At 69.2% G+C, this 19,443-nt stretch carries 23 protein-coding genes; 15 read left to right on the top strand and 8 right to left on the bottom strand.

What is annotated here, in order from left to right:
* Window positions 1–706: 706 nt before the first annotated feature.
* The 5 genes from ASD47_RS11145 to rdgB all read right to left on the bottom strand — a co-directional run bounded on the left by ASD47_RS11145 (window position 707) and on the right by rdgB (window position 4,654).
* Window positions 707–1,522: a SirB1 family protein gene (locus ASD47_RS11145; RefSeq protein ID WP_056755913.1), complete on the bottom strand. Its 816-nt coding sequence runs from the start codon at window positions 1,520–1,522 to the stop codon at window positions 707–709.
* A complete protein-coding gene (locus tag ASD47_RS11140) occupies window positions 1,519–1,926 on the bottom strand; it encodes a YraN family protein (RefSeq protein ID WP_056755909.1) in 408 nt (135 codons plus the stop codon). Before ASD47_RS11140 ends, ASD47_RS11145 begins: the two co-directional genes overlap by 4 nt.
* Window positions 1,923–2,792, bottom strand: coding sequence for a 16S rRNA (cytidine(1402)-2'-O)-methyltransferase (rsmI, locus tag ASD47_RS11135; RefSeq protein WP_056755906.1), 870 nt, complete (start codon window positions 2,790–2,792; stop codon window positions 1,923–1,925). Before rsmI ends, ASD47_RS11140 begins: the two co-directional genes overlap by 4 nt.
* Window positions 2,793–2,892: 100 nt before the next feature.
* Window positions 2,893–4,023: a radical SAM family heme chaperone HemW gene (gene hemW, locus ASD47_RS11130; RefSeq protein ID WP_156402217.1), complete on the bottom strand. Its 1,131-nt coding sequence runs from the start codon at window positions 4,021–4,023 to the stop codon at window positions 2,893–2,895.
* Window positions 4,024–4,048: 25 nt separating this feature from the next.
* A complete protein-coding gene (gene rdgB / locus ASD47_RS11125; protein WP_056755900.1) occupies window positions 4,049–4,654 on the bottom strand; it encodes an RdgB/HAM1 family non-canonical purine NTP pyrophosphatase in 606 nt (201 codons plus the stop codon).
* Between the two features lie 27 nt (window positions 4,655–4,681).
* Here rdgB and ASD47_RS11120 point away from each other — a divergent pair, with 27 nt between their 5' ends.
* The 3 genes from ASD47_RS11120 to ASD47_RS11110 all read left to right on the top strand — a co-directional run bounded on the left by ASD47_RS11120 (window position 4,682) and on the right by ASD47_RS11110 (window position 6,398).
* Window positions 4,682–5,272: a glutathione S-transferase N-terminal domain-containing protein gene (locus tag ASD47_RS11120; protein WP_056755896.1), complete on the top strand. Its 591-nt coding sequence runs from the start codon at window positions 4,682–4,684 to the stop codon at window positions 5,270–5,272.
* A 338-nt stretch (window positions 5,273–5,610) separates the two neighbouring features.
* Entirely contained in the window at window positions 5,611–6,144 is a 534-nt protein-coding gene (locus ASD47_RS11115) for a DUF2975 domain-containing protein (protein WP_056755893.1), read from the top strand.
* 23 nt (window positions 6,145–6,167) lie between these two features.
* Window positions 6,168–6,398 carry a helix-turn-helix transcriptional regulator gene (locus ASD47_RS11110; RefSeq protein WP_028040500.1) on the top strand — a complete coding sequence of 77 codons (231 nt, stop codon included), beginning with the start codon at window positions 6,168–6,170 and terminating at the stop codon, window positions 6,396–6,398.
* Window positions 6,399–6,579: 181 nt separating this feature from the next.
* On the opposite strand, the gene rph is transcribed toward ASD47_RS11110, so the two are convergent.
* Window positions 6,580–7,302 carry a ribonuclease PH gene (gene rph / locus ASD47_RS11105; RefSeq protein WP_056755890.1) on the bottom strand — a complete coding sequence of 241 codons (723 nt, stop codon included), beginning with the start codon at window positions 7,300–7,302 and terminating at the stop codon, window positions 6,580–6,582.
* 113 nt (window positions 7,303–7,415) lie between these two features.
* On the opposite strand from rph, the gene hrcA reads away from it, so the two are divergent.
* Window positions 7,416–8,492 carry a heat-inducible transcriptional repressor HrcA gene (gene hrcA, locus ASD47_RS11100; protein WP_056755887.1) on the top strand — a complete coding sequence of 359 codons (1,077 nt, stop codon included), beginning with the start codon at window positions 7,416–7,418 and terminating at the stop codon, window positions 8,490–8,492.
* A gap of 8 nt (window positions 8,493–8,500) precedes the next feature.
* Complete coding sequence (gene grpE, locus ASD47_RS11095) at window positions 8,501–9,136, top strand: nucleotide exchange factor GrpE (RefSeq protein ID WP_056755884.1); 636 nt, start codon at window positions 8,501–8,503, stop codon at window positions 9,134–9,136.
* Window positions 9,137–9,308: 172 nt separating this feature from the next.
* Here grpE and ASD47_RS11090 read toward each other — a convergent pair whose 3' ends face one another.
* Window positions 9,309–9,779, bottom strand: coding sequence for a low molecular weight protein-tyrosine-phosphatase (locus ASD47_RS11090; protein ID WP_056755881.1), 471 nt, complete (start codon window positions 9,777–9,779; stop codon window positions 9,309–9,311).
* A gap of 96 nt (window positions 9,780–9,875) precedes the next feature.
* Here ASD47_RS11090 and msrA point away from each other — a divergent pair, with 96 nt between their 5' ends.
* From msrA to ASD47_RS11075, 3 genes are all read left to right on the top strand, one after another.
* Window positions 9,876–10,394, top strand: coding sequence for a peptide-methionine (S)-S-oxide reductase MsrA (gene msrA, locus ASD47_RS11085; RefSeq protein ID WP_056755879.1), 519 nt, complete (start codon window positions 9,876–9,878; stop codon window positions 10,392–10,394).
* 309 nt (window positions 10,395–10,703) lie between these two features.
* Window positions 10,704–11,822, top strand: a complete 1,119-nt coding sequence (dnaN, locus tag ASD47_RS11080) for a DNA polymerase III subunit beta (protein ID WP_028040494.1) — start codon at window positions 10,704–10,706, stop codon at window positions 11,820–11,822.
* A 137-nt stretch (window positions 11,823–11,959) separates the two neighbouring features.
* Window positions 11,960–12,427: a hypothetical protein gene (locus tag ASD47_RS11075; RefSeq protein WP_056755876.1), complete on the top strand. Its 468-nt coding sequence runs from the start codon at window positions 11,960–11,962 to the stop codon at window positions 12,425–12,427.
* Between the two features lie 97 nt (window positions 12,428–12,524).
* Here ASD47_RS11075 and ASD47_RS27940 read toward each other — a convergent pair whose 3' ends face one another.
* The gene (locus tag ASD47_RS27940; RefSeq protein ID WP_255355511.1) at window positions 12,525–12,653 is read right to left on the bottom strand and encodes a hypothetical protein; all 129 of its coding nucleotides are present in this window, start codon (window positions 12,651–12,653) and stop codon (window positions 12,525–12,527) included.
* 168 nt (window positions 12,654–12,821) lie between these two features.
* On the opposite strand from ASD47_RS27940, the gene ASD47_RS11070 reads away from it, so the two are divergent.
* The 7 genes from ASD47_RS11070 (at window position 12,822) to ASD47_RS11045 (ending at window position 19,379) form a co-directional block, all read left to right on the top strand.
* A complete protein-coding gene (locus tag ASD47_RS11070; RefSeq protein WP_056755871.1) occupies window positions 12,822–13,196 on the top strand; it encodes a VOC family protein in 375 nt (124 codons plus the stop codon).
* 75 nt (window positions 13,197–13,271) lie between these two features.
* Entirely contained in the window at window positions 13,272–14,021 is a 750-nt protein-coding gene (locus tag ASD47_RS11065; RefSeq protein ID WP_056755868.1) for an SDR family NAD(P)-dependent oxidoreductase, read from the top strand.
* A gap of 106 nt (window positions 14,022–14,127) precedes the next feature.
* Window positions 14,128–14,283, top strand: coding sequence for a hypothetical protein (locus ASD47_RS27135; protein ID WP_164468866.1), 156 nt, complete (start codon window positions 14,128–14,130; stop codon window positions 14,281–14,283).
* A 112-nt stretch (window positions 14,284–14,395) separates the two neighbouring features.
* Window positions 14,396–15,559 (top strand): DNA replication/repair protein RecF, encoded by a 1,164-nt coding sequence (recF, locus tag ASD47_RS11060; protein WP_056755865.1) that lies wholly within the window; start codon window positions 14,396–14,398, stop codon window positions 15,557–15,559.
* Window positions 15,556–18,048 (top strand): DNA topoisomerase (ATP-hydrolyzing) subunit B, encoded by a 2,493-nt coding sequence (gene gyrB, locus ASD47_RS11055; protein ID WP_167531083.1) that lies wholly within the window; start codon window positions 15,556–15,558, stop codon window positions 18,046–18,048. Before recF ends, gyrB begins: the two co-directional genes overlap by 4 nt.
* Window positions 18,049–18,169: 121 nt before the next feature.
* Entirely contained in the window at window positions 18,170–19,051 is an 882-nt protein-coding gene (locus tag ASD47_RS11050) for an alpha/beta fold hydrolase (protein WP_056755862.1), read from the top strand.
* Between the two features lie 97 nt (window positions 19,052–19,148).
* On the top strand, window positions 19,149–19,379 hold the full coding sequence (locus ASD47_RS11045) for a DUF5961 family protein (RefSeq protein ID WP_056755859.1): 231 nt from the start codon (window positions 19,149–19,151) through the stop codon (window positions 19,377–19,379).
* Window positions 19,380–19,443: the final 64 nt, after the last annotated feature.

Genomic DNA, 19,443 nt, shown 5'->3' with positions numbered 1-19,443 from the left:
GGGCGGGTGTCAGAGGCGGCTTTCTTGAGCCAAGTAGGCTTTTGGTTCGTGAACTCGCAGGAAGCGCATAATCACCAAGCCCGCATCAAGAAGTTTCAGGCCATCGGTCTGATAGCACTTCGCCCTCACCGCACGACGGACGGAACAGCCATCAAGGCTTACGAACTGACTGATCAAGGGTTGGATAGGCTGGCGTTAATCGCAGGCGAAGGCATCGCTTCGGATGCCCGAGGCCATCGGGAGTACTTCAGAGAGCAGGCGCATAGGCATCGTTGGGCGTAAGCGATCACGCACTAAGATACGCCTGCCATCTAGCGTGCGATAACCATCCATTGCGGAATTTAAGCGAGACTGTTTTCGCCCTATCGTACGGCGATACAGTTGGCTTTCTCGGGAGATAGACATGTCCCCAAATAAGAAAGGACGTGTCGTCGGCCTTGGGATATGCCTGATCTCGTGGCCTGTCCCGTTGCTGTTCCTCGTGTCGCCTTATCCGAAGCTTGCGACGCCTGCGTGGTTCGTCACCTACGGCCTGTTCGCGCTAATCTACCTCCAACGAACGCGAATAATGGCGTGGGCTCGTAGTTTCGGTCACCTCCGAAAAAAGAGCGATGGAGTCGGCTGACCACCCTTGGCTGAAATTCGCCAAGTCCGCTTTCCGCGCAGGTCGGGGAACATGCACATGCGCCTGTCCCCAGTCCGCTCGCTAGTTCAGCCGCAGCCGCATCCGTTCCCGCGCCGCCCGCGCGGCGATGGTCGCGCCGCCGTCCAGGACCTGGGCGCGCGACAGGGCCTGTAGGGCGCCGGCCAGGGCGCCCTGGCCCTCGCGGGCCGCGGCGACGTCCAGCCAGGGATGGTGGTCGGTGGGGTCCAGCAGGGCGCGGCGCAGGGCCGAGCGCTCGGCCCTGGCCCAGTCGCGGGCCTGCTGGGCGCGGGCGAAGATGTTGTTCTGCAGGCGGATCAACACGGCCCGGTCCGAGATCGGGCTCATCAGCACGTCCAGCTTGGCGGCGACGTCGGGCATCAGGCCGGTGCGCAGGGCCCGGCGCGACAGCTCGGACGGCAGCACCACCCGGCCCTCGCTGAACGGGTCGAGCGCCAGGGGGCCTTCCTCGGTCTCGATCCGCAGCAGGAAGTGGCCCGGGAAATCGACGCCGTGCAGGTCCAGGCCGCAGGCCCGGCCGGCGTGCAGGTAGAACACCCCCAGGGTGACGGGCAGGCCCTTGCGGCGCTCGGCGACGGCGACCACGTCGGCGTTGTCGGGATGGTCGTAGGTGATCAGGTCGCCCGACAGCCGCAAGTCGCCGGCCATGGTCTCGGCCAGGGCCTCTTCCGGCGACTCGTCCTTCAGCCGCTGGGTCAGCCGGTCGATCGAGGCCTTGGCCATGTCCAGCACCGGGGCGAGGTCGCGGTCGGGGTCGTCGTGCACGGCGCAGGCCAGGGCCGCCTCGAACAGCGGAAAGGCCTTGTCCGACCGCTCGCCGGCCTGGGTCAGCAGGGCTTCGGCCTCTTCGCGCGTCATTGATCACCCATCCACGCATTGACGACGTGACGCGGGCGACGGCCGGGCGCGAGGGCGATCAGGTCAAGCCGCACCACGGCGCCGCGCAGGCCGGCGCGATGCGCGGCGACGTGAGCGCCGGCGCGGCGCAGGCGGGCCCGCTGCTCGTAGGTCACCGCTTCCAGCGCCGCCTCCAGACTGGTCCTGCTCTTGACCTCCACAACGGCCAGCACGCCGCCGCGTTGCGCCAGCAGGTCGATCTCGCCCAGCGGCGTGGCCAGGCGGAAGCCGAGGATGCGATAGCCCTTGGCCATCAGCCACAGGGCCGCGACCACCTCGGCGCGACGTCCCGACAGCCGCGCGGCCGCGCCCCGGGCCTGTCTCTGGGCCTGCCGTTCCGGACGGGCGGGCCGGACGGCGCTCATCCGGCCGCCTTCATGGCCAGGGCCTGGCGGTAGAGGTCCTTGCGCGACAGGCCCAGGGCCTTGGCCACTTCGGAGGCCGCCTCGCCCAGCGGCAGGCGGGTCATGGCCTCGCGCAGGGCGGCCTCGGCGTCGTCGGCCGAGGCGACCTCGTCCTCGCCCGGCCCGACCAGGATGACGATCTCGCCCTTGGGCGCCTCGAACCGCGGGTCGGCGGCCAATTCGTCGAGCGGGCCGCGGACGCAGGTCTCGTAGAGTTTGGTCAGTTCCCGGGCCACCGCGCCGGGCCGGGGGCCGAACACCGCCGCCATGTCGGCCAGGCTGTCGGCCACCCGCGAGGCGCCCTCGTAGAAGATCAAGGTGGCGCGGACGTTGGCCAGCGCCTCGAAGAACGTCTTGCGGGCGGCGGTCTTGGTCGGCGGGAAGCCGGCGAACAGAAAGCGGTCGGTGGGCAGGCCGGCCAGGGTCAGGGCGGCCAGGGCCGCCGAGGCGCCCGGGATCGGGAACACCGGCAGGCCGGCCGCGATCGCCGCCTGGGCCAGACGCAGGCCGGGGTCGGAGACCATGGGCGTGCCGGCGTCCGAGACCAGGGCGATCCGCTCGCCCGCCTCAAGCCGTTCCAGGATGCGCGGCGTCTCGCGGTCGGCGACGTGCTCGTCATAGCGCTGCAGCCGCTTGGAGATGGCGTAGGCGGCCAGCAGCTTGCCGGAAACCCGGGTGTCCTCGGCCAGCAGGACGTCGCAGCCCGCCAGAACGTCCAGGGCCCGCAGGGTGATGTCGCGCAGGTTCCCGATCGGCGTCGCCACGAGGTAGAGCCCGGGCGCCAGCGGCGCATCGGACAGAACGGGCGGGGCAAGCTGGCGGCTCAAGGGCGGACTTTCAACACGGGGCCTGGCGACACAGGACTGGCGACACAGGACTGGCCGACGCGGACTGAGCGGCCACGAAGCGGCGCGCACGCAAGGGTTATCAGGTCGCGAGCGTTCCTGTCAGCCGGTCCAGCACCAGACGTCCGGATCGGGTGGCGCGCAGGCGCAGGGGATCATCGGCCAGAAGGCCGGACTCCACCAGAGATTTCACCTTCGGCGTGTCCGGCCAGAGGTCCAGGGCGGCGATCTCGGCGAAGCTGACGCCGTCGTCGATGCGCAGGCCCAGCAGCAGGCGCTCCTCGGCGGCCTCCAGGGCGGTGAGGGCCTCGCGCTCGAAGCCGACGCCGGTTTCGACGACCGCCTGGATGTAGTCGGCGATCCCGCGCCGGGCCGTGGTGGCCAGCTTTCCGTCAGCCAGGGTCAGGCGGCCGTGGGCGCCGGGCCCGACGCCGACATAGTCGTGGCCGCGCCAGTAGACGAGGTTGTGGCGCGAGCGGGCCGCCTCGCCCTGGGCGTGGTTGGAGACCTCGTAGGCGTCGAAGCCGGCCGCCTCCAGCACCGCTTGGGTGGCCTCGAACAGGGCGGCGGCTAGGTCCTCGTCGGGCACGACCAGCTTGCCGCGGCCGACGGCGCGGTCGAAGGCGGTGCCGGACTCGATGGTCAACTGGTACGGCGAGACGTGCTCCGGGCCCAGGGCCAGCAGTTCGCCGAGTTCCGCCGTCCAGGCCTCGACCGTCTGGCCGGGCCGGGCGTAGATCAGGTCGGCCGACAGGCGCGGAAAGGCCCGGGCCGCCACGGCGATCGCCCGCCGGGCCGAGCCGGCGTCGTGGTTGCGGCCCAGCAGGGTCAGGGCCCTGTCGTCCAGGGCCTGGACGCCCAGCGACAGCCGCGCCACCCCCGCCGCCGCCAGGGCGTCGAAGCGGTCGGCCTCGGCGTCGGTCGGATTGGCCTCGAGGCTGATCTCCAGGTCGCCGGCCGGCGTCCACAGCGCCTTGGCCGCCTCGATCACCCGGGCCACCTGAGCGGGCTCCATCAGCGAGGGCGTGCCGCCGCCGAAGAAGATCGACAGCAGGGTCCGCGGACCGGTCAGGGCGCGCTGGGCCGTCAGGTCGGCGACGATGGCGTCGGCCAGGGCCGCCTGCTCGCCGGTCCTGCCGCGGTCCCGGACGACGTTGAAGTCGCAATAGGGACAGATCCTGGCGCAGTAGGGCCAGTGGACGTAGACGCCCAGCGGCGGCCCTGCGCGCTGCGGGACATCACTCAAACAGCGCCGCCTTCAGCTTTTCGAACGCCACGGCCCGGTGGCTCATGGCGTCCTTGGCGGCCGGCTCCAGCTCACCGAAGGTCTGGTCGAAGCCGGCGGGGATGAAGATCGGGTCGTAGCCGAAGCCCCGGTCGCCGCGCGGCGGGAAGGTCAGGGTCCCGTGGACCTCGCCCTGCACCACCACCGCCGGTCCGCCGTTCGGCCAGGCCACGGCCAGGGCGCAGGTGAACCAGGCGGAGCGATCCTGCGAGCCGGTCTCCTCCACCCGCTCGGCGACCTTGTCCATGGCCGAAGCGAAGTCCTTGCCGGGGCCTGCCCAGCGGGCCGAATAGATGCCCGGCGCGCCATCCAGGGCCGCGACCGACAGGCCCGAATCGTCGGCCAGGGCGATCTGGCCCGACAGGTCGGCGGCGTGGCGGGCCTTGAGCAGGGCGTTGCCGACGAAGGTCGTCTCGGTCTCGTCCGGCTCGGGCAGGCCCAGGGCCCCGGCCGCCAGCACCTCGAACCGGCCGTCCAGCAGGGCCGCCAGTTCCTTGGCCTTGCCAGGGTTGTGCGTGGCGGCGACAAGCTTCGTTCCAGTTTCCAGCTTCAGCGTCATCGCGCGACTCCTTTCCGGGGCAAGACCATGCAGCTTCTCTACTCCCCCATGTCGCCCTTCGCCCGCAAGGTTCGCGTGATCGCTTTCGAACTGGGCCTGGCCGAGCGGCTGGCGCTGACCCTCGCCAGTCCCTTCACCGACGAGAGCGTGCGGGCGATCAATCCGCTGTCGAAGATCCCTGTGCTGATCCTGGACGACGGCCCGCCGATCTTCGACTCGCCGGTGATCTGCGAATACCTGGAGCACCTGGCCGGCCGGTCCCTGACGCCCGCCGCCGGTCCGGACCGCTGGGCCGCCCTGACTGTCCAGGCCATGGCCGACGGCATGGGCGACGCCGCCGTGGCCATCGTCCGCGAGCGCCTGCGCGAGGGTCCGCACCGCCAGGACCTGTTCGACCGCCAAGGCGCGGTGCTAATGGCCGCCCTGGACCTGCTGGAGCGCCGGACGCCGCCCAGCGACCGCTTCGAGATCGGCGAGATCGCGGTCGCCGCCCAGCTGGCCTACCTGGACGTCCGCCAGGTGATGGACTGGCGCCAAGGCCGGCCGAATCTCGCCGCCTGGTACGAAACCGCCAGTCGCCGGAGCGCGATGGTGGCCACGGCGCCACACCTCGCATAATCCGTTCGGTGAGCGCGATCATTGCTAAAGTTTAATATCGTTTATCGATAAGCAACATTGGCGCTGGCGGAATCGCCCCCTATCTTCGGAACCTGGGAGACACGCCATGCCGGCGCGGTCCCGCACCCGACCCGAAGGCCCGCCATGTCCGCCGCCAGACTGATCCGCATCGTCGACGCCGTCGCCACCCGCATGGCCACGCTGACGCTGATCGCTGGTCTGCCGCTCGCCGCCGTGACCTTCGCGATCAAGACGTTCTGACCCGGCGTCCAGCCCGCCTTTGACCGGTCCCGATCCGCCGGGGCATGGTCGGCGTTTCTGCGTGAGGGGAAGAGCGGATGCGCGCCTTGGGGCCTGGCTCGGTATCGAGTTTCCTGAAGATCATCCTGGACGTGATCTATGTGGGCCTGTGGGTCTGGGTCAGCCTGCTGGCGATCTTCACGGTCGCGGTGCTGCTGCTCAGCTTCAATCCCGAACTGATCACCGCCAAGCTGCACATCGGCAGCGCGATCGACGAGCTGATCAGCAAGGGTCCGCTGTTCGCCGGGGCGCTGGGCGCCTGGGCCCTGCTGTCAGGCGGCTGGATGGTGATCGTCGAGCGCCTGCGGCGGGTGTTCTCCACCCTGACGGCCGGCGACCCGTTCCATCCGGACAATGTCCGCCGCCTGCGGGTGGTGGGCCTGGTCCTGGCCGCCCTGGAGATCGGCCACTACATCTTCGCCGCCCTGGCCAAGTGGCTGGCGCCGGACACCAAGATCGTCGACGGCTCGTTCAGCCTCAGCGCCTGGTTCCCGGTCCTGGTGGTGTTCGTCCTGGCCGAGGTCTTCCGCGAGGGCGCGCGCCTTCGCCGGGAAGCCGAACTGACAATCTGACGACGCGGAGACGAAAGAACCCCATGGCCATCCGCGTGCAACTGGACCGCATCCTGCTGGAGCGACGGATGTCGCTGACCGAACTGTCGGACCGGGTCGGCGTGACCATCGCCAACCTGTCGATCCTCAAGACCGGCAAGGCCCGCGCCGTGCGCTTCACCACCCTGGACGCCCTGTGCCGCGAACTGGACTGCCAGCCGGGGGATCTGATGACGTACGAGCCGGGTCCTGGCGAGGTTCACGAGGAGGACTGAGACTTTCTCCTCCTCGCACTTCCTTTCAACCGTCATTCCGGGCCTTGTGCCCGGAACCCCTGGTTCAGCCGACGGTGAAGCGAAATGGCGCGCCAGCGCGCCACCCTCCTGCCCTTGCGGCGGATAGAGGGATCCCGGGCACAAGGCCCGGGATGACGATGGTAAGGGGGCTTCCCGGGCCCTACTTCGCCGCCGACACCGCTTCCCGCTGCTTCACGAACAGCTCCCCGATCCCCTTCTCGGCCAGGGCGAACAGGCCCTCGAACTCCGCCCGCGTGAAGCCGCGCTTCTCGCCTGTGGCCTGGATCTCGACGATGTCGCCGGCGTTGGTCAGCACGAAGTTGCTGTCGGCCTCGGCCTGACTGTCTTCCTCGTAGTCGAGGTCCAGCACCGGGATGTCCTTGAACACGCCGCACGAGACAGCCGCCACCTGGCCCAGGATCGGGTCGGTCTTCAGCACGCCTTCCTCGATCAGGTAGTTGACCGCGATGCGCAGGGCCACCCAGGCGCCGGTGATGGCGGCGGTGCGGGTGCCGCCGTCGGCCTGGATGACGTCGCAGTCCAGGCTGATCTGGCGCTCGCCCAGGGCCTTCATGTCGACCACGGCGCGCAGGGAGCGGCCGATCAGGCGCTGGATTTCCTGGGTGCGGCCGCTCTGCTTGCCTTGCGCGGCTTCACGGCGACCGCGCGTATGCGTGGCCCGGGGCAGCATGCCGTACTCGGCCGTGACCCAGCCGGCGCCCTTGTTGCGCATCCAGCCCGGGACGCTTTCCTCGACCGTGGCGGTGACCAGCACCTTGGTATGGCCGAAGCTGACCAGGCACGAGCCCTCGGCATAGCGGTTGACGCCGGTCTCCAGCGTGACTTCGCGCGTTTGGTCGGGGGCGCGTTCGGACGGACGCATGGAACAACTCCGGGGCTTTGCGTGATAGGATGGGGCCGCTTATCCTAACTTCGACGGGGTCGTCCAATCCCGTCGGAACCTGGGGAGCCCGCTGGGGCGCGTTCGAAGGCTAGATGACACAGCTTTTTTCGGGTTTTTCCGCTCAGACTCCCAGTCTCACCGACCTGGACGCCCGGGCCCGCGACATCTTCCGGCGCGTGGTCGAATCCTATCTCGACACCGGCGAGCCGGTCGGCTCGCGGACCCTTTCACGGGGCGGCGTGGCCCTGTCGCCGGCCTCGATCCGCAACACCATGCAGGACCTGGCCCACTTGGGCCTGCTGGACGCCCCCCACACCAGCGCCGGTCGGATCCCCACCCATGCCGGCCTGCGGATGTTCGTCGACGGCCTGCTGGAGGTGGGCGACATCGGCGAGGACGAGCGGCGGACCATCGAGGCGCGGCTGTTCGCCCATGGCCGCTCGTTCGAGGAGGCGATGGGCGAGGCTAGCGCCATCCTGTCCGGCCTGGCCGGCGGTGCGGGGGTGGTGGTGGCGCCGGTCCGTGAGGGCGGGGTCAAGCACGTGGAGTTCGTGGCCCTGGGCGCCGACCAGGCCCTGGCGATCATGGTGTTCGACGACGGCACGGTCGAGAACCGGCTGATGAAGCGCGCCGCCGGCGTCACGCCCGCGGCCCTGCAGGAGGCCTCCAACTTCCTCAACGCCCGCCTGCGCGGCCGTACGCTGAACGAGACCAAGGCCGAGATGGCGGCCGAGCTGGACACGGCCCGGCGTGAACTGGACGCCGCGGCGGCGCGTTTGGTCGAGGACGGCCTGGCCGCCTGGAGCGGCGGTGATGACGCCGACCGCGCCCTGATCGTCCGCGGCCGCGCCAACCTGCTGGCCGACGCCAGCGCCCGGGAGGACCTGGAGCGCGTGCGGCGGCTGTTCGACGACCTGGAGCAGAAGGGCCAGTTGATCGGCCTGCTGGACGACGTGCGGACCGCCGAGGGCGTGCGCATTTTCATCGGGGCCGAAACGCGACTCTTTTCGCTTTCGGGTTCCTCCCTGATCGCGGCGCCCTATATGTCGGGCCGACAGAAGGTGCTGGGGGCGATCGGCGTGATCGGCCCCACCCGGTTAAACTATGCCCGGGTGATCCCGCTGGTGGACTATACCGCCCGCGTGCTTGGCCGGATGATGGACGGATAGAGGACGAGATGACCGACGAACAGACGCCGGCCGAAGACGTGGCTTTCGATACCGACCAGGCTTCGTGGGAAGACGCGTCGCAGGAGATCGAGGCGCTGAAGCTGGAAGTGGCGGCGCTGAAGGACCAGGCCCTGCGCTACGCGGCCGACGCGGAGAACACCAAGCGCCGGGCCGAGCGCGAGATGAACGACGCCCGCGCCTATGCGATCCAGAAGTTCGCCCGCGACCTGCTGGGCGTGGCCGACAACCTGTCGCGCGCCACGGCCCACAGCCCGCGCGACTCGCAGGACGCGGCGGTGACCAACTTCATCATCGGCGTCGAGATGACCGAGAAGGAGCTGCTGGGCGCCTTCGAGCGCAACGGCCTCAAGAAGATCGATCCGGCCAAGGGCGAGAAGTTCGATCCCCACCTGCACCAGGCGGTGATGGAGCAGCCCTCGGACGAGGTCTCGGCCGGCGGCGTCATCCAGGTGCTGCAGGCCGGCTATGAGCTGATGGGCCGCCTGGTCCGCCCGGCCATGGTCGCCGTGGCCGCCAAGGGCTCGAAGGGCCCTGACGCCCCGGCCGAACCGACCGCCGGCGCGGCCAACCCCTATGCCGCGACGGGCGACACCTCGGGCGAGGCGTTCGACACCAAGGCCTAGCCGTTTCCCTTTCTCGAACCGTCATCCCGGGCCTTGTGCCCGGGACCCCTGGTTCAGCTGAACCGTGAGACGCAAGCGGTTCGCTGGCGAACCGCCACCGCTGCACCTACGGCGGACAGAGGGATCCCGGGCACAAGGCCCGGGAAGACGAGCTGAAGAAGAAAAAAGCGCTCTAGCCCTCTCCCTCGATCCGATCCGCCAACCCCCTGGCCCCCGCCACGGCGTCGGCCCAGGTCACGTCGAAGTCGGCGTCCTCGCCATAATAGGGATCGGCCACGGACTTGCCCTGGCGGCCCTCGACGACATCCAGCAATAGCAGCAGTTCGCCCGTCGCATCGGCCGGCCGCAGGGCTTTCAGGTCCGCCAGGTTGGCGCGGTCCAGCGCGACGATGTGGCTGAAACGGCGGAAGTCGTCGGGCGTGACCTGCCGCCCGCGATAGCCGGAAATGTCGATCCCCTGCCGCCGCGCCACCGCCTGGGCGCGGCGGTCGGGCGGATGGCCCACGTGCCAGGACCCGGTGCCGGCCGAATCGATCTCGACCTCCAGGCCGCGTCGCGCGGCTTCCTGCCGGAAAGCCGCCTCGGCCAGGGGCGAGCGGCAGATGTTTCCCAGGCAGACGAACAGGACGGCGGCGGGCTTCACGGATGACCTCTCGGCAAGGGGACGCGCCGCTTGCGCGCACGCCGGACAGGCCCAACATGTAGCCTCGCCCATTGCCCTGACGAAAGGCCGACTCCCATGACCACCGAGACCGCGATCCTCGCCGGCGGCTGCTTCTGGGGCGTCCAGGATCTGCTGCGCCGCTATCCGGGCGTGCTGAAGACCCGCGTCGGCTATTCCGGCGGCGACGTGCCCAACGCCACCTATCGCAACCACGGGACCCACGCCGAGGCCATCGAGATCGTCTTTGATCCCGCCGTGATCAGCTATCGCCGGATCCTGGAGTTCTTTTTCCAGATCCACGACCCGACCACCCTGAACCGCCAGGGCAACGACATCGGGACCAGCTACCGCTCGGCGATCTTCTACCTGAGCGACGAGCAGAAGCGCGTGGCCGAGGACACCATCGCCGACGTCGACGCCTCGGGCCTGTGGCCGGGCAAGGTGGTGACCGAGGTCGCGCCCGCCGGCCCGTTCTGGGAGGCCGAGCCCGAGCACCAGGACTATCTGGAGCGCATCCCCAACGGCTACACCTGCCACTTCATCCGCCCGGGCTGGACCCTGCCGACCAGGGCCGAGCGCGCGGCCGCCGTCTAGGTCGGATCACGTTCGGCTTCGGAAGCGAAAACCTCGTCCTTCGACAGGCTCAGGATGAGGTTTTCTAGGGCCGAGGCTCGCCCATGGTCCTCATCCTGAGCCTGTCGAAGGACGAGGACCACGCACCGACCTGACCGTCGACGGAGCATAGGCAAGGCGCCTTGCGCGACGGGGCGCGCATTTCGCCGCACCCCGTCGCGCGCCCCCTCTTCCCCAGCGGCGCGATTACGCTAATGTCGCAAGTCCATTCATTGCGGGGCTGCGGGGGATTCTCTCTGTCGGCGGCGGCCCTGGGACCTGGACCGAGATATGAAGCTTACCATCGAGCGGGCGGCGCTGCTGAAGGCGCTGGGTCACGTGCAGAGCGTCGTGGAACGCCGCAACACCATCCCGATCCTGTCGAACATCCTGCTGTCGGCCGATCGCGACACCCTGTCGTTCTCGGCCACCGACCTGGACATGGAGATCATCGACGAGGGCCTGGCCCAGATCGACGTGCCCGGCCAGATCACCGCCCCGGCCCACACCCTGTATGAAATCGTCCGCAAGCTGCCTGACGGCTCGGACGTCTCGCTCAGCTTCAGCGGCGACGACCCGCGCCTGGTGATCCAGGCCGGCCGCTCGCGCTTCAACCTGCCGGTGCTGCCGGCCGGCGACTTCCCGGTGATGAGCAGCGACGGCCTGTCGGGCCGCATCTCGGTCGACACCAACGAGCTGATCCGGCTGATCGACAAGACCCGCTTCGCGATCTCGACCGAAGAGACCCGCTATTACCTGAACGGCTTGTACCTCCACACCGTCAACGACGGCGGCGTGACCAAGCTGCGCGCCGTGGCCACCGACGGCCACCGCCTGGCCCTGGCCGAGATGGACGCCCCCGAGGGCGCGGCCGGCCTGCCGGGCATCATCGTGCCGCGCAAGACCATCCAGGAGGCCCGCCGCCTGATGGAATCGGCCGGCGAGCAGGTCGACCTGCAGGTCTCGGCCCAGAAGGTCCGCTTCGAGTTCGGCCGTGCGGCCCTGACCTCCAAGGTCATCGACGGCGCCTTCCCGGACTATCTGCGCGTGATCCCGCGCGACAACGCCAAGATCCTGACCCTGGACAACGACCTGTTCGCCAAGGCGGTCGACCGGGTGGCCACCATCTCGGCCGAGAAGAGCCGCTCGGTGAAACTGGCGGTCGAGCCCGGCCGCATCACCCTGACGGTCCGCAACATGGAGGCCGGCCAAGCTGTCGAGGAGGTCGAGGTCGACTACGACGGCGAGGCCTTCGAGATCGGCTTCAACGCGCGCTACCTGCTGGACGTCTGCGGCCAGATCGGCGGCCCGATCGCCGAGTTCCGCTTCGCCGACCCGGCCTCGCCCACCCTGGTGGTCGACCCCACCGACCCGGGCGTGAAGTACGTGCTGATGCCGCTGCGGGTGTAGGGGCTTCGAGGGTTCGCTGATTATGGAAACGGGCGCCGCGGCGCCCGTTTTGCTGTGCGGTTCCGGTCTGTCCGCATCCAGGATTGACGGCCTTCCAGCGATCCTGCCCACTGGCGACGTCAGAGGGGCGGATTTTCATGGCCAGACAGCGAGGCGGTCGAAACATCCTCGACAGCGGCATGAGCCTCGGCGGGTGGGTGGTGATCGCAGCGTCGGTCGGGATCTGCGCCGCGATCTATCTCGCCCAGAAAAACGCGTCGGCGGACGAGGCCGCGTTCTGGAGCCTTCGCGGTCCCCCTTGCCCGCCCCTGGACCAGACCCGCTACCAGCGGGCCTGGGGCACGGCCCAGGTCACGCGGTACGAGGGGGCGAGTTTCGAATATCGGGTCGGTCACATGATGTGCACCCGACGGCCGGGCGAACCCGGAAGCGGCGGCCCTTATCCCGTCTGCCAGTTCACGGGGCCCGTCTTCCTGGGCGTCGAGACCGGCGGCCGCCGTTCCTATTTCGCGCCGCCGTCGCGCTATGCGGCCCGCGTGGCGATCCTAAACGGCCAGGCCCGTTGCGTGCTGATCCCACGTTTCAAGATGAACGCGCGTCGCTAGAGCCGCCGCGCCGCGTGGCTGCACGCGGCTTGCACCGGTTTTGTCTCTGCGCGACCTTTTGCGGAACCCCGTCTCAGGGGTTTTCCGCGCGACAGCCTCAGGCCACCCCGAGGATCCGCACCACCAGCCAGAGTCCACCGCAGATCACCGCCCAGCCGGTCGCGATACCGAGCTCCGGATTGCTCTGCCACCATTGGCGCGGTGCGCCGAAAGCCTTGAGTTTCATATCCCCCTCCCCAGGGTTTGGTACCGCTATTCAGAACATAGAAACCTTGTTGCGCAAGCAACTTCCGGTTCCTGCGACGACTTGCGCGCGAATCCCGGAACAAAGGGGCCTCTTGCAGGCATCGCCGCCCGTGCTAGCCTCCGTTGCATAAGAAAACGGGAGGCGCGCATGGCCAGGGTCAGCTACATGACGGTGGGGTCCAACAGGCTGGAGGCGGCCAAGGCGTTCTACGACGCCCTGCTCGGCACGATCGGCATGACCGGCGTCTACGAGCACCCCTCGGGCGGACGGCTCTATCGGGGCAAGGGCACAGGCCTGTTCGGCGTGCTGGGACCCTATGACGGCGAGCCGGCCTGCGTCGGCAACGGCACGATGGGCGGCTTCGATTTCGAGAGCCGCGAGGCGGTCGACGCCTTCCACGCCAAGGCCATCGAACTGGGCGGGACCTGCGAGGGCGCGCCCGGCGAGCGGATGCCGGGCGCCTATTTCGCCTATTTCCGCGACCTGGATGGCAACAAGCTCTGCGGCTACAAGTTCGGCTGACCGCGCCCTGGCGCCGACGGGGCTCGAGCGCCTATATCCTCGACGGGCGTTTCCGGCGCCGACGAGGAGCATCCCATGAGCAAGGATTTGAGCGGCCGCGTGGCCCTGGTCACCGGCGCGTCGTCGGGCTTTGGCGAGGCCGTGGCCCTGGGCCTGGCCAAGGCCGGCGCCAAGGTGGCCCTGGCCGCCCGTCGCGAGGATCGCCTGCGCGACTTGGCCGGCCGGATCGAGGCGCTCGGTGGGGAGGCCCTGGTGATCGTCGCCGACTTCACCAAGGAGGCCCAGGCCCAGCGCGCGGTCCGTGAGACCGAGGAGACCTTCGGGCGGGTCGACATCCTGATCAACAACGCCGGGGTCATGTACCTGGAGCCCGTGGCCACCGCCGACCTCGCCCGCTGGCGGTCGATGCTGGAGCTCAACCTGCTGGGCCTGATCGCCGCCACCCAGGCCGCCCTGCCCGGCATGACCGCTCGCAAGGACGGCCACATCGTCAACATCGCCTCGACCGCCGCCCATGTCGCCAACCCGATGGCCGCGGCCTATTCCGCCACCAAGTTCGGCGTGGCCGGCTTCTCCGAGTCGCTGCGCAAGGAGGTCCACAAGGACAACATCCGGGTGACCGTGATCTCCCCCGGCATGGCCGCCACCGAGTTGCGCGACCACATCGCCGTCGCGGCCGTGCAGTCCGCCGTGAACACCTCGGCCGAGGCCATGCGCCAGCTGACCGCCGAGGACGTCGCCGACGCGATCCTCTACGCCGTCTCCAGGCCCCCGCACGTGATGATCAACGAGATCCTGATGCGCTCGACCGACCAGGAACGGTAGGCCTCGCGCGACCGGCTCCGGGCGAGGCCCAGATTCGGGCGCCGTCCCAACCCGCCTACGCCACGATCGGGGCGCACAGCGGAAGGCGCATCGCAAGGAGGCCGCCATGCACACGCGCTGGGACCGCATCGCCGCCATCGTCTTCAGCGGGACCGCCTGGGCGCTGGCCCTGGTGGCCGGGCCACACATGGCCCACGCCCTGCGTCACCCCGCCCGCCTGATGGCTCACGCCTCGATCGGCCGCCGACGCGACCTGGGCTGATCGCGGCGCTCGGACCTGGGACCCGAACAGGCTGTGGCAAGTCCCGCGATTCACATCGCTCTTGCGGAAAACCGGCGTCCACTTTTCCGCGCGATGCTCTAAGAACGCGTGGGTGAGCCGCGCCGCCCTCCTTTCGCTGACCCTGACCGACTTCCGCTCGTACGAGCGCGCGCGGCTCTGTCCGGAAGGGGCCAGCGTCTATCTGTTCGGGGCCAACGGGGCGGGCAAGACCAACCTGCTGGAGGCCGTCAGCCTGCTGTCGCCGGGCAAGGGCCTGCGAGGCTCCGGCCTGACCGAGGTCGGCCGCCGGCTGCCCGGCGAGGCCGGGGGCCGCGCCTGGGCCGTCGCCGCCGAGGCCCAGGCCGGAGACGACGAGCCGGTGCGGCTGGGAACCGGCGTCGAGCTGGCCGGCGCGGCCCGCCGGGTGGTCCGTGTCGAGGGCGAGACCGTCCCGCCCGGGCGCCTGGCCGACTATGTTCGCCCCATCTGGCTGACCCCGGCCCAGGACCGGCTGTTCCTCGAGGCGGCGGGCGAGCGGCGCAAGTTCTTCGACCGCCTGGTGTTCGCCGGCGAGCCCGACCACGCCCGCCACGCCAACGCCTATGACAAGACCCAGCGCGAGCGCATGCGGCTGCTGACCGACGCCGCGGAGACCGGCCAGCCGGCCGACGCCATCTGGCTGGCCGCCCTGGAGGCCCGGCTGGGCCAGGCCGGAGCCTTGATGGCGGCGGCCCGGGCCCGGACGCTCCGGGCCCTGCAGGCCGAGATCGACGGCCGCGGCGACCGCCCCTTCCCCCGCGCTCGCCTGGCCCTGACCGGCGAGTGGGAAAGACTGGCGCTGGACGGCGTCGAGGCCGGCGAAATCGAGGCCCGGCTCGCCGTCGCCCTGGCCGCCGCCCGCCCTCGCGACGGGGCCGCCGGACGCGCCCTGACCGGCCCGCACCGGGGCGATCTGGCCATCCACCACGTCGACAAGGACCGTCCCGCCGCGGAATGTTCGACCGGGGAGCAGAAAGCGCTGATTCTGAACCTGGTTTTGGCCCAGGCCGCGCGACTTTCGCGTGCGAAGGACGCGCCGAATCCTATATTGTTGCTCGACGAAGTCGCCGCGCATCTCGACCTGAAAAGGCGGGCCGCCCTGGCCGACGAAATCACGGCGCTCGGCCTGCAGGCTTTTCTGACAGGCACCGACGAGTCGCTGTTCGACCATCTGAAAGGTCGGGCTCTGGGCGTTCGCGTCAGCGAACTCGGCCTGACCGCATTGGAAGACGTATGACCGAAGAGACCAAAGGCCCTGAAGCCGACGCCAACACCGATCGCCTCACCACCGCCGACGGTTCGGAAATGTCGGCCCCCGAAGTGATGACCGGCGAGTACGGCGCCGACTCCATCAAGGTGCTCAAGGGCCTGGACGCGGTGCGCAAGCGCCCCGGCATGTACATCGGCGACACCGACGACGGCTCGGGCCTGCACCACATGGTCTACGAGGTGGTCGACAACGCCATCGACGAAGCCCTGGCCGGCCACGCCACCAGGGTGGAGGTGATCCTCAACGCCGACGGCTCGGTGACGGTCACCGACGACGGCCGCGGCATTCCGGTCGGCATCCACGAGGGCGAGGGCGTCAGCGCGGCCGAGGTCATCATGACCCAGCTGCACGCCGGCGGAAAGTTCGACCAGAACAGCTACAAGGTTTCGGGCGGCCTGCACGGCGTGGGCGTCTCGGTGGTCAACGCGCTCAGCGACTGGCTGGAACTGAAGATCCACCGCGACGGCCACAGCCACCAGATGCGCTTCGAGCGCGGCGACGCGGTGACCTCGCTGAAGGTGACCGGCGACTCGCCCATCCGCGCCGACGGTCCCAAGGCCGGCGAGGTGCTGACCGGCACCGAGGTGACCTTCTTCCCGTCCAAGGACACCTTCGCCTTCATCGAGTTCGACCGGAAGACGCTGGAGCATCGCCTGCGCGAGCTGGCCTTCCTGAACTCGGGCGTGACCATCTGGTTCAAGGACGACCGCGACGCCGAGCCCTGGCTCGAGAAGCTGCACTACGAGGGCGGCATCGAGGCCTTCGTGCGCCACCTGGACAAGGCCAAGACCCCGCTGCTGAAGACCCCGATCGTCATCCGCGGCCGCAAGGACAAGGTCGAGGTCGACCTGGCCCTGTGGTGGAACGACAGCTACCACGAGCACATGCTGTGCTTCACCAACAACATCCCGCAGCGGGATGGCGGCACGCACCTGTCGGCGTTCCGCGGCGCGCTGACGCGCATCATCACCGGCTACGCCGAGAGCTCGGGCATCACCAAGAAGGAAAAGGTCAGCGTCGGGGGCGAGGACGCCCGCGAAGGCCTGACCTGCGTGCTGTCGGTCAAGGTGCCGGACCCCAAGTTCAGCTCGCAGACCAAGGACAAGCTGGTCTCGTCCGAAGTGCGCCCGGCGGTCGAGAGTTTGGTGCAGGAAGGCCTGGCCACTTGGTTCGAGGAGCATCCGAACGAGGCCAAGGCCATCGTCGGCAAGATCGCCGAGGCCGCCGCCGCCCGGGAAGCGGCCCGCAAGGCCCGCGAACTGACCCGTCGCAAGAGCGCGCTCGACATCACCTCGTTGCCGGGCAAGCTGGCGGACTGCTCTGAGCGCGACCCGGCCAAGTCCGAGATCTTCATCGTCGAGGGCGACTCGGCCGGCGGCAGCGCCAAGCAGGCCCGCAACCGCGACAACCAGGCCGTCCTGCCCCTGCGCGGCAAGATCCTGAACGTCGAGCGCGCCCGCTTCGACAAGATGCTGTCGTCCGACCAGATCGGCACGCTGATCACGGCCCTGGGCGCGGGCATCGGCCGCGACGACTTCAACCCGGACAAGGTGCGCTACCACAAGATCGTGCTGATGACCGACGCCGACGTCGACGGCGCCCACATCCGCACCCTGCTGCTGACCTTCTTCTACCGTCAGATGCCGGAGCTGATCGAGCGCGGCTACATCTACATCGCCCAGCCGCCGCTCTACAAAGCCGCCAAGGGCAAGTCCTCGCGCTACCTTAAGGATGACAGCGAGATGGACGCCTTCCTGGTTGACGAAGGGGTCGACGGGGCCGAACTGGACCTGCCCTCGGGCGAGCGCCGCACCGGCCAGGACCTGCTGGCCCTGGTCCAGCTGTGCCGCCAGGCCAAGGGCAATATCGACCGCCTGTCGCAGCGCGCGCCCGCCTTCGCCATCGAGCAGGCGGCCCTGGCCGGCCTGTTCGGGGATGCGCCCGACATCGCCGCCGCCGCCAAACGACTTGATCTGTATGCGGAGGAAGGTGACGGCCCGTGGTCGGGCGAGCGCGGCGACACCGCGTTCGTCTTCAAGCGGATCCGCCGCGGCGTGACCGAAAGCGTGGTGCTGGACGACGGCCTGCTGCACGCCGCCGACGCTCGCCGGCTGGCCGAACGGGCCGGCGCCCTGGCCGACATCTTCTCCGGCTCGGCCGTCTTCCGGCGCAAGGACAAGTCGACCACCGTGCGCGGCCCGCTCGACCTGGTGGGCGCGGTGCTGGACGCCGGCCGCAAGGGCCTGTCGATCCAGCGCTACAAGGGCCTGGGCGAGATGAACCCGGACCAGCTGTGGGAAACCACTCTGGACGTCGAGGCTCGCACCCTGCTGCAGGTCCGCGTCAACCACGCCGACGACGCCGACGACATGTTCAGCCGCCTGATGGGCGACCTGGTCGAGCCCCGCCGCGAGTTCATCCAGGAAAATGCGCTGGACGCCGAGGTGGACGTCTAGGGCGCGTCCGGAGGCTAGCAGCGCCCGTTCGGAGAGGCGGAAGGGCGTCCGCTGGCGGAACCCGGGCCAGACGAGCCGGTTCTTGAGCTGGGGGCTCCATCCTCGGAGCGGAGCGGCTCAGGTGACCTTAGCGGCGGTAGCGCACAGGCGGCTCAAGCTTGACGGGTATGAGGTCTTCTACCGGGAGGCCGGCGCCGCCGATGCGCCGGTGATCCTGCTGCCGCACGGCTATCCCTGCTCATCCTACGAATTTCGCGCCTTGATGCCGGCGCTCTCCGATCGCTGGCGCCTGTTGGCGCCGGACTTCCCCGGCTGCGGCTACAGCGACACCCCCGCTGGTTTCGCCTACGACTTCGACGGGTATGCGGCGTTCCTGGCGCGCTTCCTCGACAGGCTTGGCGTCGACCGCTTCGCTCTCTACCTCCATGACTTCGGCTCGCAGATCGGCCTTCGGCTGGCGATCGCGCGGCCGGAGGCGGTGACGGCCGTGATCATCCAGAACGGCGACATCTACGAGGACGCGTTCGGGCCGAAGTACGAAGGGCTCTTCGATATTCTCCGCCGCCCTGAAGCCGAAGCGCGGGCGGCGCTGGCCCAGGCCGTCACCGAGGAGGAATTCAAGGCGGAGTTCCTCAACGACGTGCGGCCCGAGCTGGCCGACCTGATCCCGCCCGACCTCTGGACCTTGCATTGGGCGCTGATGACGCCGCGGCGCAAGGCGATCACCGTCGACGTCCTGGCCGGGCTGCAACAGAATCTCGATTGGTTTCCCCGCTATCAGGCCTATTTGCGCGACCACCGGCCGCCGGCGCTTATTTTGTGGGGACCGCAGGACGGCTACATGCCCGAAGCGTCCGCGCGGGCCTATCTGCGCGACCTGCCCGACGCCGAACTCCACCTTCTGGACGGCGGCCATTGGCTGCTCGAGGTTCAACTCGAACAAGTCGTCCGCCGCATGAGGCCGTTCCTGGAGCGAACGCTCGGCCGGCGAGCGAATGCGTGAGTGTCCAAACGCCAAACCAGACCTCCATTTGCGATCGGGCTTTCGACCGATGAATCCATTCGCGGGTTCGGGCGTTTTCAGCCGGAAGGAGCGACTGATGTCCGAGATCCAGACCTATCGCGTTCACGCCCGCGACGACGACCGCAGCCATGGCCACGCCGTGGATGCGTCCAGTTTCGAGGAGGCGGCGATCGCCTTCGTGGAGATGTGGCGTCCGCCCGTCGACGCCGACAACGAGGTTTCGGTTATCGTCCGCGAAACCGAGAGCGGCGTGGAGCTGTGCTATCGGATCGACCTGGACGGCGGCGACGCCATGCCTTGCCAATAGGTTCGACGTCCCGATCGTCGGCGAGATGAACGGCGAGCGACGCGCCTGCCCGGATTCGGTCGGC

This window comes from Caulobacter sp. Root1472 (assembly GCF_001426985.1).
Classification (GTDB): domain Bacteria; phylum Pseudomonadota; class Alphaproteobacteria; order Caulobacterales; family Caulobacteraceae; genus Caulobacter; species Caulobacter rhizosphaerae.
Note: the sequence above shows the minus strand (reverse complement) of the source record. Positions and strands in the feature narration are given on the sequence as shown.